The organism is Methylobacterium amylolyticum, assembly GCF_030700245.1.
GTDB lineage: Bacteria > Pseudomonadota > Alphaproteobacteria > Rhizobiales > Beijerinckiaceae > Methylobacterium.
The window spans coordinates 49,413-66,657 of record NZ_JAUYZI010000034.1 but is presented as its reverse complement, the minus strand read 5'-3'; the positions used below and the strand labels follow the sequence as shown (position 1 = coordinate 66,657).

The 17,245-nt window shown below is 72.8% G+C and carries 13 protein-coding genes; 4 read left to right on the top strand and 9 right to left on the bottom strand.

The window, feature by feature from the left end; genetic code table 11:
- Window positions 1-62 precede the first annotated feature (62 nt).
- Complete coding sequence (locus tag Q8W71_RS21990; protein ID WP_305527545.1) at window positions 63-944, top strand: TIGR01459 family HAD-type hydrolase; 882 nt, start codon at window positions 63-65, stop codon at window positions 942-944.
- Window positions 945-1,041: 97 nt separating this feature from the next.
- Window positions 1,042-2,625, top strand: coding sequence for a hypothetical protein (locus Q8W71_RS21985; protein ID WP_305527544.1), 1,584 nt, complete (start codon window positions 1,042-1,044; stop codon window positions 2,623-2,625).
- A gap of 15 nt (window positions 2,626-2,640) precedes the next feature.
- On the opposite strand, the gene Q8W71_RS21980 is transcribed toward Q8W71_RS21985, so the two are convergent.
- A complete protein-coding gene (locus Q8W71_RS21980; RefSeq protein ID WP_305527543.1) occupies window positions 2,641-4,047 on the bottom strand; it encodes an aminotransferase-like domain-containing protein in 1,407 nt (468 codons plus the stop codon).
- 120 nt (window positions 4,048-4,167) lie between these two features.
- Here Q8W71_RS21980 and Q8W71_RS21975 point away from each other — a divergent pair, with 120 nt between their 5' ends.
- Entirely contained in the window at window positions 4,168-4,473 is a 306-nt protein-coding gene (locus tag Q8W71_RS21975; protein ID WP_305527542.1) for a DUF1127 domain-containing protein, read from the top strand.
- Window positions 4,474-4,538: 65 nt separating this feature from the next.
- On the opposite strand, the gene Q8W71_RS21970 is transcribed toward Q8W71_RS21975, so the two are convergent.
- Together Q8W71_RS21970 and pucL are read right to left on the bottom strand one after the other, a co-directional pair.
- Window positions 4,539-5,732 carry a DUF2252 family protein gene (locus Q8W71_RS21970; RefSeq protein ID WP_305527541.1) on the bottom strand — a complete coding sequence of 398 codons (1,194 nt, stop codon included), beginning with the start codon at window positions 5,730-5,732 and terminating at the stop codon, window positions 4,539-4,541.
- A gap of 145 nt (window positions 5,733-5,877) precedes the next feature.
- Window positions 5,878-6,720, bottom strand: coding sequence for a factor-independent urate hydroxylase (gene pucL / locus Q8W71_RS21965; RefSeq protein WP_305527540.1), 843 nt, complete (start codon window positions 6,718-6,720; stop codon window positions 5,878-5,880).
- A gap of 108 nt (window positions 6,721-6,828) precedes the next feature.
- On the opposite strand from pucL, the gene Q8W71_RS21960 reads away from it, so the two are divergent.
- Complete coding sequence (locus Q8W71_RS21960; protein WP_305527539.1) at window positions 6,829-8,184, top strand: NCS2 family permease; 1,356 nt, start codon at window positions 6,829-6,831, stop codon at window positions 8,182-8,184.
- A 68-nt stretch (window positions 8,185-8,252) separates the two neighbouring features.
- On the opposite strand, the gene glpT is transcribed toward Q8W71_RS21960, so the two are convergent.
- From glpT to Q8W71_RS21930, 6 genes are all read right to left on the bottom strand, one after another.
- Window positions 8,253-9,617, bottom strand: coding sequence for a glycerol-3-phosphate transporter (gene glpT / locus Q8W71_RS21955; protein WP_305527538.1), 1,365 nt, complete (start codon window positions 9,615-9,617; stop codon window positions 8,253-8,255).
- A gap of 199 nt (window positions 9,618-9,816) precedes the next feature.
- Entirely contained in the window at window positions 9,817-11,316 is a 1,500-nt protein-coding gene (gene glpD, locus Q8W71_RS21950) for a glycerol-3-phosphate dehydrogenase (RefSeq protein ID WP_305527537.1), read from the bottom strand.
- Between the two features lie 93 nt (window positions 11,317-11,409).
- Window positions 11,410-12,171: a DeoR/GlpR family DNA-binding transcription regulator gene (locus Q8W71_RS21945; RefSeq protein WP_305527536.1), complete on the bottom strand. Its 762-nt coding sequence runs from the start codon at window positions 12,169-12,171 to the stop codon at window positions 11,410-11,412.
- Window positions 12,172-12,332: 161 nt separating this feature from the next.
- Window positions 12,333-13,427: an adenylate/guanylate cyclase domain-containing protein gene (locus Q8W71_RS21940; RefSeq protein ID WP_305527535.1), complete on the bottom strand. Its 1,095-nt coding sequence runs from the start codon at window positions 13,425-13,427 to the stop codon at window positions 12,333-12,335.
- 125 nt (window positions 13,428-13,552) lie between these two features.
- Window positions 13,553-13,912, bottom strand: a complete 360-nt coding sequence (locus tag Q8W71_RS21935) for a response regulator (protein WP_305527534.1) — start codon at window positions 13,910-13,912, stop codon at window positions 13,553-13,555.
- A gap of 133 nt (window positions 13,913-14,045) precedes the next feature.
- Entirely contained in the window at window positions 14,046-16,931 is a 2,886-nt protein-coding gene (locus tag Q8W71_RS21930) for a response regulator (RefSeq protein WP_305527533.1), read from the bottom strand.
- Window positions 16,932-17,245: the final 314 nt, after the last annotated feature.

Here is a 17,245-nt window from a genome sequence, read left to right as displayed (position 1 = left end):
CCGCCGGCGTTGCCTTCCGGCGGCGGGCCGCCTAACCCCCGCGCGATACACCGGGACCACAGATGACAGCGATACCGACGCTCGAAGGCCTCTCCGCCATCGCCGAGGCCTACGACCTGATCCTCTGCGACGTCTGGGGCGTGCTGCACGATGGCAGCAAGGGCCACGTCCCGGCGGGCGAGGCGCTGATCCGCTTCCGCGGCCTGCCCGGCCCCCGCACCCGGCGGGTGGTGCTGGTCTCGAACGCGCCGCGGCCGGCGGACGGGGTCGGCCGCATCCTCGACCGGTTCGAGGTCCCGCGCGCGGCCTACGACGCGATCCTCACCTCCGGCGACCTCACCCGCGAACTGATCGCCGAGCGGCCGGGCGCCCGGATCCGCCATCTCGGGCCGGAGCGCGACCTCGGCGTGTTCCGCGGCCTCGACGTGACCCTGGTGCCGGAGACCGAGGCCGACCTCGTGGTCTGCACCGGCCTGTTCGACGACCGCGCCGAGACCGCCGACGATTACCGGGACGAGCTGACGCGGCTCGCCGGGCGCGGGCTGACGATGATCTGCGCCAACCCCGACCTCGTGGTCGAGAGCGGCAACCGGCTGATCCCCTGCGCCGGCCTGCTCGCGGCGGCCTACGAGGAATTGGGCGGCGCGGTGATCTACGCCGGCAAGCCGCACCGGCCGGTCTACGAGGGGGCCCTGAAGCTGGCCGCCGGCCTCGACGGCGGCCGGGCGGTCGACCCGTCTCGGGTGATCGCGATCGGCGACGCGATCCGCACCGACATCGCGGGCGCCCGCGGCTTCGGCATCGCCAGCCTCCTGGTGGCCCGCGGCATCCACGCGGAGGAGCTCGGCGTCTCCGCCGAGCACCACCGTCTCGGCGATGTGGCGGAGTGGCTGGCCGAGCAGTCCGTGCACCCGGACGCGGTGATCGAGCGGCTGGTCTGGTAGGGGGCTGGCAAACCGGCCGGGCAGCGGCCAGGATCGGCGGCAGGGACGCCCGACCACACCGATGCCGGAGCGGGGGTCGCCACGAGGATCGATCGCGATGCCCGCCAAGCCGGCCACGCCCCGCGCGGAACTGCTCACGCTCGCCAAGCGCGTCGCCCGCGACCTGCGCGACGGCTTCTCCGCGCCGGGTGCTCTGTCGGTTCTCGGCGCGCAGCTCGCCGCCAGCCCCGAGGCGGTCGCGATCCTCCTCGAACTCCTCCAGGCCGAGATCCGCAAGACGCGGCCGAACGACGGGCTCGTGGAGGCGCTGCTGACCCTGTTCGGGGCGGCGCTGGAGGAGGCGCGCCTCGCCATCGAGTCCGGCGCCGCCGGCCCGGCTGCGGAGGTGGTCGCACGCGCGCGCGAATCGATCCGCGCTGCGGGCGAGGCCGGGGCGATCCCGGGCGCGCTGCTGATGGCCCTCATCCAGCAATTCACCGCGGCGAAGCTCGATCCCGGCGACGATCTCCGGAGGCTCATGGCCAGGCTCGTCGAGGAGGGGGGCGGCGCCGCCGCCGGTCCCACGGACATCGCCGCGCAGTACGAGGCCCTGGCCGCGGCCTTCGACGGGGACCCGTTCCTGATCCACGGCCAGCTCTCCGAGCAGCTCTCCGCCTTCCCCGAGGCGCAGCGGGGCCGCGTCATCGAGTCCTTCGTCGTCTCGGACGTGCCCGCGATGCGGGAGGCCGCGCTCGGCTGGCTGCTGGACGCGTCGCCGTCCGTGAGCCGGCCCGTCGCCGAATGCCTCGCGCGGGCCGCCGAACAGGGGCTGGTGTCGGCAGAGGCCGCCGGCCGGATGGCGCTGATGCGGCCGTGGCTGCCCGAGGCCGTGCAGGCCGGCGTCGACCGCGCCGTCCGGGCCTGCCGCGGGCGCGCCGCGGCCCCGGCGGAGCGCCCGGCGATCCAGGTCGCCAGCGTGATGGCCTCGGGCTGCGACGGGGCGGGGGCGCAGACCTTCCTCGTCCTGGTCAAGCGGGGCCGCAAGATGGCCTTCGCCTCCCTGCTCGCGAAGCACGGCTACGGTCTGCGGGACGCCCTCGTCATGGAGGGCCTGAGCATGCAGGAGATCGGGCAGCTCAAGGCCGAGATCGCGACGGGCATGGACCCGTTCGACGCCTCTCCGGAGATCGTGCGCGACGGCGTCGCGCACGGGCTCGCCGTAAGCCTCGACCGGGGCGAGCCGCCGCCCTTCGGGCTCGTGCAATTCCTCGAAACGGTCGGGCTGACGCAAGTCCGGCCCGACCGAATCGAGCCCGGGGCGCTCGTCGCGCAACTCCTGGCCGACGCGCCGGAGCGTCCGCCCGCCGCGGCGCTGGCTGCCTCGAAGCAATGGTCCAAGCATTACGCGTTCCCGCATTCCTGGTTCGAGGACGGGGAGGCCGCGCAGGCGGTGCTGCGGGCGCATCGCGGCAAGAAGGAGCGCGTCGCAACGCTCCTGGCCGAGGTCCTGCCCGCCCGGCGCGCCCGCTGGGGCGAGTTGCTGGCCTGGACCGCCAAGGCGGCCCGGGACCAAGTGGAGGACGATGCGTGGGTGGACTTCGCCCTCGTCGCCCGCGAGCTTCTCGGCGAGCGGCCGCTGGCCGAGATCCCGATCGCCGCCTGGATCGCCGGCCATACGGTCACGGCGCTCACGGGCCGGTAGCGGGCGCGTCCGGCCTCAGAGCACCTCCCGCAGGGTCGCCATCACCCGCGGCTCGGCGCAGTGGGCGACGTTGAAGCGCAGGAAGTCGGTCCAGCCGCCCGAGGGGCTGAACACGACGCCGGGGGCGAGCACCATGCCCCGCGGCAGCGCCCGGCGCGCCACCTCGGCCGCGTCGCCGCCGTCCGGCAGCCGCATCCACAGGAAGTAGCCGCCCCGCGGCTGTGCCCAGAGTTCGAGTCCGCAGGCCCGCAGGTCGCGCACCGCCCGGGTCATCGCGCCGGCCACCCGGCGGCGGGTCTCGGCGAGCGCCCGGCGGTAGGTCCCGTCGGTCAGGAGGCCGTGGGCGAGGGCGGCCGCCACGTGGCCGTTGCCGAGGCTCAGGCTGAGCTTGAGATCGACCAGCGGCTCGACCCAGTCGGGGCGCAGGGCGATCCAGCCGCAGCGCATCGCCGCCGTCAGGGTCTTCGAGAAGCCGCCGATCTGGATCACCCGGTCGAGCCCGTCGAAGCCGGCGAGCCGCGGCGCCGGCTCGGGTTCGAGGTCGCCGAAGATCTCGTCCTCGACGATCAGGGTGTCGTGCGCCTCGCACAGCTTCAGAACCCGGTGGGCGGTCGCGGGCGCCAGACTCGTGCCCGTGGGATTCTGGAGGGCCGAGTTGGTGAGGTAGAAGCGCGGGTGGTGCTCCGCCAGCAGGGTGGCGAGCGCGGCGAGATCCGGCCCCGCGGGCGTCATCGGCACGCCGACCACCGCGACCCGGTGCGCCCGCAGCAGCGACAGGAAGTTGTAGTAGCACGGGTCGTCCACCAGCACCGTGTCGCCGGGCTGGAGCAGGAACCGGCAGATCAGGTCGAGGGCCTGGGTGGCCGAATCGACCAGCACGATCTGGTCGGGCTCGGCCTGCACCCCCTTCTCCGCCACCCGCAGGGCGATCAGCGCGCGCAAGGGCCCGTAGCCGTAGGGGCTGTCGTACTGGGTGAGCACGGCCGCCTCCGTCCGGGCGACCGCGCGCAGGCCGCGCCGGACCGAGGCGTCCGGCAGCCAGTCCCCCGGCAGCAGGCCGGCGCCGGGCTGCATCAGGCCGGACCCGGTCTGCTGGAGCCGGCTGAGCCACATCGGATCGACGGCGCGATCGAGTTCCGGGCCCATCGCCTTCAGCACCAGCGGCCGGGTCTTGCCGGCGACGTAGAAGCCCGAGCCCGGCCGCGCGACGATCGCCCCCTCCGCGGCGAGGCGCTCGTAGGCCTCGACGACGGTCGATTTCGACACGCTCATCGCCTGCGCGAACGCCCGCACCGACGGGATCCGGGAGCCGGGGGCGAGCTGCCGGGCGGCGATGCGGGCGCGGATGCCGTCGGCCACGGCCTCGGTGCGGCTTCCGGAGCCGGGCTGAGACCCGGACGAAACCTGGGACGGCGCGTCCATCCGTACCGCTCTCCTTACCGGACAATTCTGATGAACCGTACAGGAGTGTCCCTGTCGCCGCCAGCCGACCGGGCCGATGCTGGCCGGGTCGAAACGGACTTTCGGACAGGAGACACCGCCATGCAGGCTTCCGGATGCGAGGATCTCGGACAGGCGCGGAACGCCCGGTCGAGCGTGCGGCGGGGGCTGGGCTTCATCGCCGCGGCGCTGGCGCGGCTCGCCGACGATCTCGGCCGCCCGGCGCGCGACCGCAGGGTGCTGCACAGGCTCTCGACCCTCAGCGACCGCGAGTTGCGGGACATCGGCCTGTGGCGTCAGGATCTCTCCGACGCGGTGCTGCCGGAGAACGGCAGCGTCTCGGCCTTCCTGATCGACCGGCGCGAGGCGCGGCGGGCGGCGCGGAACGCGATGCGCCGTTGGCCGTGATCCGTCCCCGCGGCGGGCACCGCCCCCGGAGAGACCCGCGGCGACCGTCGGGTCTCCGCCGCGGCTCAGGCCGCCTCCAGGCTGCGGCGGCAATGGTCGAGGTAGCCGACCTCGTGCCGGCCGGCCAGGGTGACGACGCTCGACCACAGCCAGGACGGGGCGCCCGCCTCGGGCCCCCGCGCGACCGCCTCCGCCCAGGCGGTGCGCACGGCCGCGTCCATCTGCCGGCCGTGCGCCCGGCCGACCACGCAGGCGAGGTAGTGCGCGGCCTGCACCGCCTCGGCGCGGCCGAACTGGTCGACGTCGAGCTTCAGGTCCTGGGGCAGCAATTCGCGCACCACCACCGACCGGTCGAGGAGGCGCACCGGCAGCATGCGCTCGCCGAGGTTGGGCGAGAGCGCCCGCGCCCCCGCCACCACCCGCTCGGCCGGATCCTCCGGCATCGCGGCGTCCGGCGCCGGGGGCGCGGCGGCGGCCACCGCCTCCTTGAGGTCGACCAGCGCCAGGCGGCGCTTGCCCTCCGGCTCGACGATGCGCACCAGCGCCGCGTAGCGCAGGAATCCCAGGGAGCTGCACCCCTTCATCCAGTAGGCGGCGTCGAGCAGGCGCACGTCGGCCTCGGCGCTGCGCCCGTTCAGGGCCAGGACGAGGGCCCGCACGTCGTCCTGGCGGAAGCAGGCGTCGAGGGCGTCGCGCTCCTCCGCGTCGAGGGCCCAGAACTTCCGCCCGAGGGGGATGGCCGGCTCCACGTCCTTCAGGCGCTCGCGGGCGAGGTGCTTCCAGTGCCGTCCGAGCGCGCGGCGGCGGACGGTGCGCACCGCGTCCGGCTCCGGGGGCGCCGCGCCGGCCTCCGGTGCGGCGAGGCCGCGGGTGTAGCCCCGGATCATCTCCTCCAGGATCCGGGCCGTGACGATGCCGGGCAGGTTCGAGCCGCGGGCGGCGCTGGCGAGCGACAGGCCGAGCCGGACGAGGTCGTGGGTCGGGTTGCCGACCACCGTCTGGTCGAGATCGCGGATCTGGATGTCGACGCCGCCCTCGGCGTCGGCCAGCGGCCCGAGATTGCCGAGGTGGCAATCGCCGCAGATCCAGACCGCGGGCCCCTCCGGCAGGGTCCCGCGCGGCAGGCCGTCGAGCCACTCGTAGAACTTCAGGGTGTTGCCGCGGACGTAGGCGTGCGGCGAGCGGGCCATCTTGAGGATCCGCTCCCGCTCCAGCACGGCCTCCCGCTCGGCCCGACCCACCCCTTCACCCGCGCGCATCGCAGACCCTTCGCCCCTCGTTCGTGCCGAGGCGTCATCCCATCCTCGCGAGCCGTCAACGCCGGAGGGCAGCCCGGTACGGCGCGACGTAACGTCTCCGCTGTGGATGAAGCGCGGCCGTGAAACGTTCGGCGACCGTCCCGGCTCAGGCGGCCCGGACGATCGTCGCCTCGATCTGTCCGTGCGGCTCGTCGGTGGGCAGGAACACGGTGCCGGGGTTGTCGAGGCCGAAGCGGCCGAGGTCGATCGGGATGTAGTGCTTGTTCGGCATCGCGAAGGCGATGTCGGCGATCTCGGGGACGGCCGCCAGCGCCGCCTCGCCCATCCGGTACATCGAGTCCTGCACGCCCTTCGAGTAGGTCGTGCCGAACTTGTCGAGCAGGATGTCGCGGATCCGGTCGTTCGCCGCCGCGTAGTTCGCCGGCGTGCCGGACCACGTCCAGGTCGCGTCCATGCTGGTGGCGGCGATCCGGTCGGTCGCGTCGGGCAGGGTGCGGTAGGCGTCGTCCACGAAGCCTGCCCAGCCCGAACCGGTGGTCTTCATGAACGTGAAGCCGCGCAGGCCGGAGCGCAGCACCGAGCCGTCGCGGCCCGCCGTCAGGTCCGCATACCCGACGCCGTTGCCATCCCGCACGAAGGTGTGCCCGTGCGGCGCGCCGCCGAAGGCGCAGCGGACCCAGCGGGTCTCGCGCGCCTCGACCTGCGCCTGCGCGACCTGCGGGTAGGTGTCGAGAAAGACCCGCGCCACGGCCTGCGCGAACGCCTCAGCGTCGAGCGCGGGATGTCGTGCGGCGGTGACGTTGACGATGTTGCGGACGCTGTCGGTGGCGATGCAGGCGCGGTTGTCGCCGGCGGTCCAGGCGGCGTCGAAGCCGCCCGTCAGCATCACCGTGAGGTCGAGTTCGCGCGGGGTGTGGTGGTCGCCGTCGCGGGCGAGCCGCATCACCCGCACCCGGCTCTTGCCGTACCGCGACGCGCTCAGGGGCATGGGGATCGTCTCCGGGTTCTCGTGACGGGCGGCCGGGCAGCGGGTCCACCGATGGCAAGGAATCTGCCACGATCCCGCCCGGCCACGCGACGGGGGCGGAGGGGCGAGATGGACGCGGAGCGCGACGGGACGATCCGGGGGCCGGACCTGCCGGCCAAGCCGGGCCTGCTGGAGCGCCGGTTCCGGCTCGCGGCCCACGGCACCACCGTCCGCACCGAACTGCTCGCCGGCCTGACCACCTTCCTGACGATGGCCTACATCGTCTTCCTCAACCCGAGCATCCTGGCCGAGGCCGGGATGCCGCACGGCGCGGTGTTCGTGGCGACCTGCCTCGCCGCCGCCCTCGGCTCGGCGGTGATGGGCCTGTGGGCGAACTGGCCGGTGGCGCTGGCCCCCGGCATGGGGCTCAACGCCTACTTCGCCTACACGATCGTGCTGGGCCTGGGCTACACGTGGCAGGCGGCGCTCGGGGCGGTGTTCATCTCGGGCTGCTGCTTCCTCGTCGTGACGCTGACCGGCCTGCGGGCGGTGATCGTCGACGGCATCCCGCGCTCGATGCGGATCGCGCTGACCGCCGGCATCGGCCTGTTCCTGGCGATCATCGCCCTCAAGAACGCGGGCGTCGTGGCGGCGAGCCCGGCGACCTTCGTGACGCTCGGCGACCTGCACAAGCCCGCGACGGTGCTCGCCATCCTCGGCTTCCTCCTCGTCGCGGTGCTGTCGGTGCGGCGGGTCCGGGCGGCGCTGCTGATCGCGATCCTGACCGTCACCACCCTGAGCTTCGTGGTCGCCGGCAACACGTTCGGCGGCGTGGTCTCGCTGCCGCCGTCGCTCGCGCCGACGCTGTTCGCCCTCGACATCCCGGGGGCGCTGTCCACCGGGCTGCTGCACGTCGTGCTGGTGCTGTTCCTCGTCGAGCTGTTCGACGCCACCGGCACGCTGATGGGGGTGGCGAGCCGCGCCGGCCTGCTGTCGCCGGATCACCGGGCCGGCCTCGACCGGGCGCTGATGGCCGATTCCGCCACGATCTTCGCGGGCGCCCTGCTCGGCACATCGAGCACCACCGCGTATCTCGAGAGCGCAGCCGGCGTCGAGGCGGGCGGCCGCACCGGGCTCACCGCGGTGACGGTCGCCGTCCTGTTCCTGTTCTGCCTGTTCCTCGCGCCGCTCGCCGGCTCGGTGCCGCCCTACGCCACCGCGCCGGCCCTGTTCTACGTCGCCTGCCTGATGCTGCGCGAGCTGGCCGCCCTCGACTGGGACGACCTCACCGAGACGATCCCGGCCTGCATCACCGCCCTGCTGATGCCGTTCACCTACTCGATCGCCACGGGCGTGGCGTTCGGCTTCATCAGCTACGCCGCCCTGAAGCTGCTGACCGGCCGCGCCCGGGACGTGAAGCCGGTGGTCTGGGTGATCGCCGCCCTGTTCCTGTTCAAGTTCGTCGAGACCGGAGGCGCGCACTGACGCCGCGGGCGGAAGAACCCCGCGGGCGGAAGGATCCCGCGGCCGAAAGGCTCGGCCGCGGGATGCGGTCAGGCGGCTTTCGGGGCTGCGGACGGGGCGCGGGGCCGGGCCGCCGCCGCGCCGTGCCGCAGGGTCAGGGCGAGGAACACGATCGCCAGGACGCAGGCGGCGATGAGCAGCATGAAGCTGCCGTTCCAGCCGTAATGGTCCGTCGTGTAGCCGACCAGGGCGCTCGCGGCCACCGAACCGCCGAGGTAGCCGAACAGCCCGGTGAAGCCCGCGGCGGTCCCGGCCGCCTTCTTCGGCACCAGCTCCAGCGCCTGCAGGCCGATCAGCATCACCGGCCCGTAGATCAGGAAGCCGATGCAGACCAGCGCCGCGAGGTCGATGCTCGGGTTACCCTCGGGGTTGAGCCAGTAGACCAGCGTCGCCGCCATCACGCCGAGCATGAACACGACGCCCGTGGCGCCCCGGTTGCCGCGGAACAGCTTGTCCGACAGCCAGCCGCACAGCAGGGTCCCCGGGATGCCGGCCCACTCGTAGAGGAAATAGGCCCACGAGGTCTTGTCGACCGAGAAGTGCTTGGCCTCCTTCAGGTAGGTCGGCGCCCAGTCGAGCACGCCGTAGCGCAGCAGGTAGACGAACACGTTGGCGAAGGCGATGTACCAGAGCAGCCGGTTCTTCAGGATGTGCTCGACGAAGATCTCGCGAGTGGAGAACTCGCGCTCGTGGTTCGCGTCGTAGCCCTCGGGGAAGTCCTGCTTCCAGGCCTCGACGGAGGGCAGGCCGCAGGATTGCGGGGTGTCCCGCATGGTCAGGAAGGCGAAGACCGCCACGCCGAGGGCCACCGCCGCCGGGACGTAGAACGCGGCGTGCCAGTCGCCGAACCACGCGAGCCCGAGCAGGAACAGCGGGCCGATCAGGCCGCCGCCGACGTTGTGGGCCACGTTCCAGACCGAGACGACGCCGCCGCGCTCCTTCTGCGACCACCAGTGCACCATGGTGCGCCCGCTGGGGGGCCAGCCCATGCCCTGGAACCAGCCGTTGAGGAACAGCAGGACGAACATGATCGCCACGCTGGAGGTCGCCCAGGGCGCGAAGCCGAACAGGAGCATGACCAGCGCCGACAGCACCAAGCCGATCGGCAGGAAGAACCGGGGGTTGGAGCGGTCCGACACCAGCCCCATCAGGAACTTCGACAGGCCGTAGGCGATGGCCACCGCCGACAGGGCCGTGCCCAGCTCGCCGCGGCTGTAGCCCTGCTCGACGAGGTAGGGCATCGCCAGCGAGAAGTTCTTCCGCAGCAGGTAGTAGCCGGCATAGCCGATGAAGATGCCCGCGAAGATCTGCCAGCGCAGGCGGTTGTAGGTCGGATCGACGCGATCGGCGGGGATCGGCGGCCGATGGGCCGCTGGCGCGAGAAAGCTGATCATGGCGTGCCTCTCCTGGCGTTCGGACCGTCATCCGCCTGACGGTTCTCGCGTTTCCACCTGATCGGCGCGGCCGTGACCGCGCCGTCCGCCCCGGGCCGTCCCCGCCCGGCGGCATCCCCTGTCCCGGCCGCTGCTCAGGTCCGGCGACACGGTCGCGCCCGTAGCCGGGCTGACGACCGCGCGTTCCCCGCGCTCCGGCCTATCCGGCCACGGGCGGCGCAGCGGCGGCCGTCATCGCCTCCACCTGCGCGCCCAGAGCCACGGCCTCGTCCGCGGTGAAGGCGAGGCCGAGCTTGGAGCGGCGCCAGAGGACGTCCTCGGCGGTGCGCGCCCACTCGCGCTCGATCATCCAGCGCAATTCGCCCGCGTGCAGCCCGTGGCCGAGATCCGGGCCGAGGTCCCCGGCGATGCGCAGGGCGTCGGTCCCGTAGGCGGCCACCATGCGCCGCACCGTGGCGGGGGCGAGGGCCGGCGCAGCGCGGGCGAGATCGGCCTCCAGCGCGCCGACCCCGTCCACGGGGAAGTCGCCGCCGGGCAGGGGCGCCGTGCCGGTCCAGGAGCCGCCCCGCGGTCCGAGGCGGCGGCCGATCTCCGCCAGCGCGTCCTCGGCGAGCTTGCGGTAGGTCGTGATCTTGCCGCCGAACACGTTGAGCACCGCCGCCTCGCCCGCGGCGCCGTCGGTGCGCAGGACGTAGTCGCGCGTGGCCTCCTGCGCCTTCGAGGCGTGGTCGTCGAACAGCGGGCGCACGCCGGAGAAGGTCCAGACGATGTCCGCGCGGCCGAGCGGCTTGGCGAAGTACTCGCCCGCGGCCCCCAGGAGATAGTCGATCTCCTCCTCCGTGATCGCCACCGCGGCGGGGTCGCCGGAATAGTCGCGGTCGGTGGTGCCGACCAGCGTCGTGTCGTTCGCGTAGGGGATCGCGAAGATGATCCGCCCGTCGGCGTTCTGGAAGATGAAGGCGCGGTCGTGGTCGTAGAGCTTGCGCACCACGATGTGCGAGCCCTGGACGAGGCGCACGTGGCGGTCCTCGCTGCGGCCCATCGGGCCCTGGATCACCCGGTCGACCCAGGGACCGGCGGCGTTGACGAGGAAGCGCGCGGCGAACGTCTCCTCCCGGCCGGAGCGCAGGTCGCGCTGCACGAGGTGCCAGAGGTCGCCCGCGCGCCGGGCCGACACGATCCGGGTGCCCACCGCGATCCCGGCCCCCTTCCTCTCGGCGTCGCGGGCGTTGAGGACCACGAGGCGGGTGTCGTCCACGCGCGCGTCCGAGTACTCGAAGCCGCGCTTGAACGCGGGCTTCAGCGCCGCGCCGAGGGGGCCGGTGAGATCCACACGGCTGGTGGCGGGCAGGCGCTTGCGGCCGCCGAGGTGGTCGTAGAGGAACAGGCCGGCGCGCAGCAGCCAGGCCGGGCGCAGGCCCGCGTGCAGCGGCAGGATGAAGCGCAGCGGCCGCACGATGTGCGGGGCGATGCCCCACAGCACCTCGCGCTCGGCCAGCGCCTCGCGCACGAGGCGGAACTCGTAGTGTTCGAGGTAGCGCAGGCCGCCGTGGATCAGCTTGGTGGACCAGGACGAGGTGCCGCTGCCCAGGTCGTTCTGCTCGGCCAGGGCGACCGAGTAGCCCCGCCCGGCCGCGTCCCGCGCGATGCCGCAGCCGTTGATGCCCCCGCCGATGATGGCGACGTCGACCGTGCGCATGATCCTCCCCCTTTCGCGTTGCGGCGTCGAGGCACGCTTTCGAAAGTGAGTGGATAAAATACGAAACTAATCGAAAGTCAACCGAAAGCGATCTCAGGCCGCGGTCTCGACCAGCCGGACGCCCGAGGCGCCGCACAGATCGCGCAGCGCCTCGCTCGGGCAGCGGTCGGTCACGAACGTGCCGACCTGGCCGAGCTGGGCGAGGCGCACCGGCGCGGTGCGCGCGAACTTGGTCGCGTCCGCCACGAGCACCACGTGGCGGGCGTTGGCGATGATCGCCTGCGCGACGCGCACCTCGCGGTAGTCGAAATCGAGGAGCGAGCCGTCCTCGTCGATCGCCGAGGCGCCGATCACGGCGAAGTCGACCTTGAACTGGCGGATGAAGTCGACGGCCGCCTCGCCGACGATCCCGCCATCCGCGCGGCGGATGAGGCCGCCCGCGACGATGACCTCGATCTCGGGGCTGGCGCGCAGGGCGTGGGCGACGTTGAGGTTGTTGGTGATCACCATCAGGCCGGAATGGCCGAGGAGGGCGCGGGCGACCGCCTCCGTGGTGGTGCCGATATTGATGAACAGGGACGAGCGGTCCGGGATCAGGTCGGCGGCGGCGGCGCCGATGGCCGCCTTCTCGGCGGCGGCGATCGCGCTGCGCGCCTCGTAGCCGAGGTTCTCGGCGCCCGCGCCGAGGACCGCGCCGCCGTGGACCCGCGACAGCAGGCGCGCGTCGCACAGGTCGTTGAGATCCTTGCGGATGGTCTGGACGCTGACCGCGAAGCGGCCGGACAAGGCCTCGACCTGGACGCGCCCCTCGCTGCGGGCGATCTCCATGATCGCGTTCTGGCGCTCCGAGAGCATCGTGCCCAACCTCCTTCCGCGGCATTCGAAGGCGCGCCGGGCGCGAACGAAGATGCAAGGCCCGGAAAGCGAAACATGCCGCCTCCGGCGCGTCAGTACGGCAAATGCCGGGATGCCGCCACGGGGTGCCGGACGCGGTGGCGCGCCCGCTCAGGCCCGCGTCACGGCGCCGGGGCCAATGCAGCCACGTCGAGAGGCTCGTCGAGCGCGTAGCCGTAGATCGCGCACTCGCCCTTGCCCTTGAGGGGGAACTCGCCCTTGGAGACCACCAGACAGCGCTCCCCGAGACGCCGGCAGGCCTCCTCGGAGAGGTGCAGGGACCCCGCCCCCGCCGTCCCGGCGACGCGCGCGGCGGTGTTCACCGTGTCGCCCCACAGGTCGAACGTGAACTTGGTCCGCCCGACGATGCCGCCGACGACGGGGCCGACATGGACCCCGGCCCGCACCCGCCAGCCGACCGCGCCCGCCCGGGCCGCGGCGGCCATGTCGCGCGCGCACAGCACCGCCGCCCAGATCGGATCGGCGTTGGGCTGGAGCAGGTTCGCCGTCGCCATGAAGGCGTCGCCGATCGTCTTGATGTTCTCCAGCCCGTGCCGGGCCGCCGTGACCTCGAACGCCTCGGCGAGGTGGTGGATCTCCGAGACGATCTCCTCCGGCGCGCGGCCGTGGCACCATGCCGTGAAGCCGACGAGATCGATGAACAGCACCGCGACGTCGTCGAACAGCCGCGGCTCGATGCGGCCCGTGGCCATCAGCTCGGCCACCGCGGGCACCGGCAGGATCGCGTGGAGCAGCTCGTCGGCCCGCTTGCGCTCCACCTCGATCGCCGCGAGGTGAGCCATCTCCCGGTCGTGGAACCGCTTCCGGTCGAGGCAGGCCCGGATGCGGGCGGCGAGCAGCACCGGCTCGAACGGCTTCGGCAGGTAGTCCTCGGCCCCGCTCTCGATGCAGCGCACGACGGTCCGGATCTCGGTGAGCGCCGAGATCATGATCACCGGGATGTGCCGCCACCGCGCGTCGGCCTTCATGCGCTCCAGCACGGCGTGCCCGTCGAGCGCCGGCATCATCACGTCGAGCAGCACGAGGTCGAAGGCCTCCTCCTCGAGCCGCGCCAGGGCGACCCGGCCGTTCTCGGCCCGGATGCTCGCGTGGCCGAGGAATTCCAGTTCCTCCTCCAGCACGTCGAGGTTGAAGGGCTCGTCGTCGACGATGAGAATGCGCGCCGTCTCCGCGGGCCCCGTCTCCTCGTCCGCCATGCCGAACCTCCGCGCATCACCGGAATCCGCCGACCCGGCCCCTGGTTAGCAAACAAGTCCCGATCGCGGCATGCGTGACGTCGACGGGCCCCGCCCCCCGGGTTCCGCCGGCCTCCCGCCCGCGCTCATTCGAGCCAGTGTTGCAGCTTCTCGAACAGGAGATCCTCGTCGAGGGGCTTCGTCATGTAGTCGTCGCAGCCGGCGGCGCGCGCCTTCTCCTCGTCGCCGCTCATGGCGTTCGCGGTGAGCGCGATCACCGGAATCGCGGCGGTGCCCGCATCCGCCTTGATCCGCCGGGTCGCCTCCCAGCCGTCGAGGACGGGCAGGGAGAGATCCATGAGGATGACGTCGGGCCGGTGGCTCGCCGCCATGGCGACGCCCATCGCCCCGTCGGTCGCCATGACCAGCGCGTACTCGTCCTCGAGGAGCTGGGTCAGCAGGTCACGGTTGAGCGCGACATCTTCGACGATGAGAATGGTCTTCATGACGGGACGGCGGCCCTGCAAACTGCGGGAGGACGGGCGCGGACGGGCATAGGATCGGAACGGGCGGCCCGACCGTCCGCGGGACCGGCTCGCCGACCGGCCGCGCGGCCGGCCGACACGCGTGGCGGGGGGCTCATCCGTCGACCGCCCCGGCCGGCTCGCCCAGGGGCAGGACGCGTCGCACCTCCTGGATCAGCGCGGAGCGATCGAGGCCGCTCTTCTCGATCAGCCCCAGCACGCGCTCGCGCAGCACGCCGCGGTCGCCGGTGTCGAGGGAGGCGGCCGTCAGCACGACCACGGGGATGGTGCGCCCGACGGGATCGGCCTGGAGCGCGTCGAGGAAGGTGAGCCCGTCCATGCGCGGCATCAGCAGGTCGAGCAGGATGATGCTCGGCCGGGCCTGCGCGATGCGCTCCAGCCCGGCGACCCCGTCCGACACCCAGTCCACGGTGCAGGGCTCGCCCTCCAGGAGCTGGCGGACCAGATCGGCGATGTTCGGATCGTCGTCGACCACCAGGATGCGCTCGCTGTCCGGGGCGATGCGCGCCAGCGCCCCCATCAGCGCCTCGCGCTCGAACGGCTTCACGACGTAGTCCGTGGCGCCGAGCCGGAAGCCGAGTTCCTTCTGGTCGACGATCGACATCAGGATGACCGGGATGTCGCGCGTCTGCGGGTCCGTCTTCAGGGCGTGCAGCACCTGCCACCCGTCGGTTCCCGGCATCACGATGTCCAGGGTGATCGCCCGCGGCTGCAACTCGCGCGCCTTGCGCAGACCCTCCTCGCCGTTGGCCGCGCCGATGACCCGGTAGCCGGCATCCGCCAGGTTCTCCTGGAGCAGGTAGACGACGTTCGGATCGTCGTCGATCGCCAGCACGACCTTGGGCCGGGCCTGCGCGCCGGGCCCGGCGGGCAGGGGCTGCACGCTCGCGGGCGGCTCCTGCCCCCCCGCGCTGTCGAGGTGGATCGGGATGACGAGGGTGAAGGTCGAGCCCTCCCCCTCCCGGCTCTCGACCAGGATCTCACCGCCGAGGAGCCGGGCGAGCCGCTGGCTGATGGCCAGCCCGAGCCCGGTGCCGCTGTGCGTGCGCGTCGCGCTGTTGTCGACCTGGCGGAACTCCTCGAAGATCAGCGCCAGGGCGCCCTGCGGGATGCCGATGCCGGTGTCGTTGACCGCGAAGGCGATCCGGTCCCCCACGACGCGGGCCCGCAGCGTGATCGCGCCGGCCTCGGTGAACTTCGAGGCGTTGCTGAGCAGGTTGATCAGGATCTGCTTGAGCTTCTCCTGGTCCGTGCGCAGCGCGGCCGGCAGGTTCTTCACGTCCCGGACGAGCTGCACCCGCTCGTTCTTCACCAGCGGCTCGACGGTCCGCACGCACAGGTCGAGCAGCGGCTCGGGCGCGAATTCCGAGATCTTCACGTCCATGCGGCCGGACTCGACCTTGGCGAGGTCTAGGATGGTGTTGATCAGCGAGAGCAGGTGCTCCGAGGCCTGGAGGATCTTGTCCAGATTCTCGTACTGCTTGGCGGGGAGCACGTCCTTGGCGCGGCGCATCACGAGGCGGGTGAAGCCGATGATCGCGTTGAGCGGCGTGCGCAGCTCGTGGCTCATGTTCGCCAGGAAGTTGCTCTTGGCGATGTTGGCTTCCTCGGCCGCCGTCTTGGCCTGGCGCAGGGTCTCCTCGACGCGCTTGCGCTCGATCACCCGCCCGATCTGGGCGCCGATGTTGGCCATGACGCCGAGCAGGGCCTCGCTCGGGGCGGTGCCGGCGGGGGCCAGGAATTCGAGGACCGCCACGGTCTCGCGGCCGATCGTGACCGGGAAGCCGAAGCCGGCCCCGATCCCCTCCGCCAGCGCCGCCGCCCCGCGCGCCGCGTCGGGCTCGGGTCCGCCCTCCAGGAACCAGACCGGCCCGCCCGCGGCGAGGACGCGCCCGGCAAGCCCCTGGCCCGGGGCGAACCGCGTCTCCTGGGTCACGGCGCGGAAGCGCGCGAAGCGCTCCGGTGCGTCGCAGTGCCAGTACCCGGTCGGCAGGAGGTCGCGGCCGCCCTCCTCGGCCAGCGCGTAGGCGTGGCCGAGGGGCCAGCCCGTGTGCTCGGAGACGCAACGCAGGCAGACGCGCACCGCCTCCTCGACGCTCGCCGCCTCGTTGGCGGCCGTCGCCGCCACCTGGAGCAGCGCCACGAAGGCCGTCTGCTCGTGCAGGGCGAAGTCGCTCTCCTTGCGCGCGGTGATGTCGCTCCAGGCCTCGACGACCTCGACGGGCTGCCCCTGCGCGTCGCAGATCAGGCGCTGCTCGTCCCGGACCCAGCGGTAGCTGCCGTCGGCGTGCCGGAACCGGTACTCGATGACGTTGCGCCCCGTCTCCAGCAGCCGCGGGAACTCGGCGAACACTCCGTCCCGGTCGTCCGGGTGGACCCGGTCCAGCCAGAAGTCCGGACCGGACAGGTAGTCCGCCGGCTCGTAGCCCAGCAGGTCGCGGACGTTGTCGCTGATGAAGGTCGGCGCGTGATCCCCGCCGACCTCGAAGCTGCAGATCATCGACGGCGAGGCGGTGAGCAGGTAGCTCAGCCGCCCTTCCGCGGCGCGCATCTCCTGCTCGGTGCGCTTGAGGCCGGTGACGTCGGTGTAGACGGCGACGGTGCCGCCCTCCTTGGTCCGGCGCTCGTTGATCTGGAGCCAGCGCCCGTCGGCCTGGGTCTGGAGGATCGGCCCGGCCGGGGCGCGGTGGCGGGCGAGCCGGTCGTCGAGCCACGCCTCGACGCTCGTCCCGGCCGCGCGCACGATGCAGCGCGCGGCGATGGCGCGGGCGATGTCGACGAACGGCGTCCCGGGGACGATGACGTCGGCGATCGCGGGGTAGAAGGCCCTGAAGTTCGCGTTGCAGGTCACCAGCCGGTCGTCGGCGTCGAACAGGGCGAAGCCCTCCGAGCTGCTCTCGATGGCGTCGATCAATTGCTGGCGGGTGGCGCCGGGGCCCTGCGGATCCGACGCCGGCGCTTCCGTCTGTCCGCTTGCCATGAGGACCTGCATCCGCTCGGGGTTTGGTGTGGGCGACCCCCGCGCCTCGACGGGGTGGACGGCTTGGACGGGCGGCGGAGGAGCCTCCGACGCGGATCCTCAATACCCGATAAACGCGCGCCGTCAGCTCCGTGTTTTTCCCGCACGGACTGCGCCCGCGCGCCCGGACGGGGGGCGGATCCGGGCGTCGGGCGTGCCACCGGTCGACCGCGGCGCCCGGACCCTCTACGCGCTGTCCCGCGCCGCCCGCCTGGAGCCGTGGCCCCGAGCGGTGGGGTCGGGGACCGGGGCACGGGTGTGTTTTGAAGCGCCCT

Coding starts and splice junctions, on each gene's coding strand:
- Q8W71_RS21985 (WP_305527544.1), top strand. CDS start 1,042: ATGCCCGCCAAGCCGGCCACGCCCCGCGCGGAACTGCTCACGCTCGCC.
- pucL (WP_305527540.1), bottom strand. CDS start 6,720: ATGCCCCTGAGCGCGTCGCGGTACGGCAAGAGCCGGGTGCGGGTGATG.
- Q8W71_RS21970 (WP_305527541.1), bottom strand. CDS start 5,732: ATGCGCGCGGGTGAAGGGGTGGGTCGGGCCGAGCGGGAGGCCGTGCTG.
- Q8W71_RS21975 (WP_305527542.1), top strand. CDS start 4,168: ATGCAGGCTTCCGGATGCGAGGATCTCGGACAGGCGCGGAACGCCCGG.
- Q8W71_RS21930 (WP_305527533.1), bottom strand. CDS start 16,931: ATGGCAAGCGGACAGACGGAAGCGCCGGCGTCGGATCCGCAGGGCCCC.
- Q8W71_RS21960 (WP_305527539.1), top strand. CDS start 6,829: ATGGACGCGGAGCGCGACGGGACGATCCGGGGGCCGGACCTGCCGGCC.
- glpT (WP_305527538.1), bottom strand. CDS start 9,617: ATGATCAGCTTTCTCGCGCCAGCGGCCCATCGGCCGCCGATCCCCGCC.
- Q8W71_RS21945 (WP_305527536.1), bottom strand. CDS start 12,171: ATGCTCTCGGAGCGCCAGAACGCGATCATGGAGATCGCCCGCAGCGAG.
- Q8W71_RS21935 (WP_305527534.1), bottom strand. CDS start 13,912: ATGAAGACCATTCTCATCGTCGAAGATGTCGCGCTCAACCGTGACCTG.
- Q8W71_RS21940 (WP_305527535.1), bottom strand. CDS start 13,427: ATGGCGGACGAGGAGACGGGGCCCGCGGAGACGGCGCGCATTCTCATC.
- Q8W71_RS21980 (WP_305527543.1), bottom strand. CDS start 4,047: ATGGACGCGCCGTCCCAGGTTTCGTCCGGGTCTCAGCCCGGCTCCGGA.
- Q8W71_RS21990 (WP_305527545.1), top strand. CDS start 63: ATGACAGCGATACCGACGCTCGAAGGCCTCTCCGCCATCGCCGAGGCC.
- glpD (WP_305527537.1), bottom strand. CDS start 11,316: ATGCGCACGGTCGACGTCGCCATCATCGGCGGGGGCATCAACGGCTGC.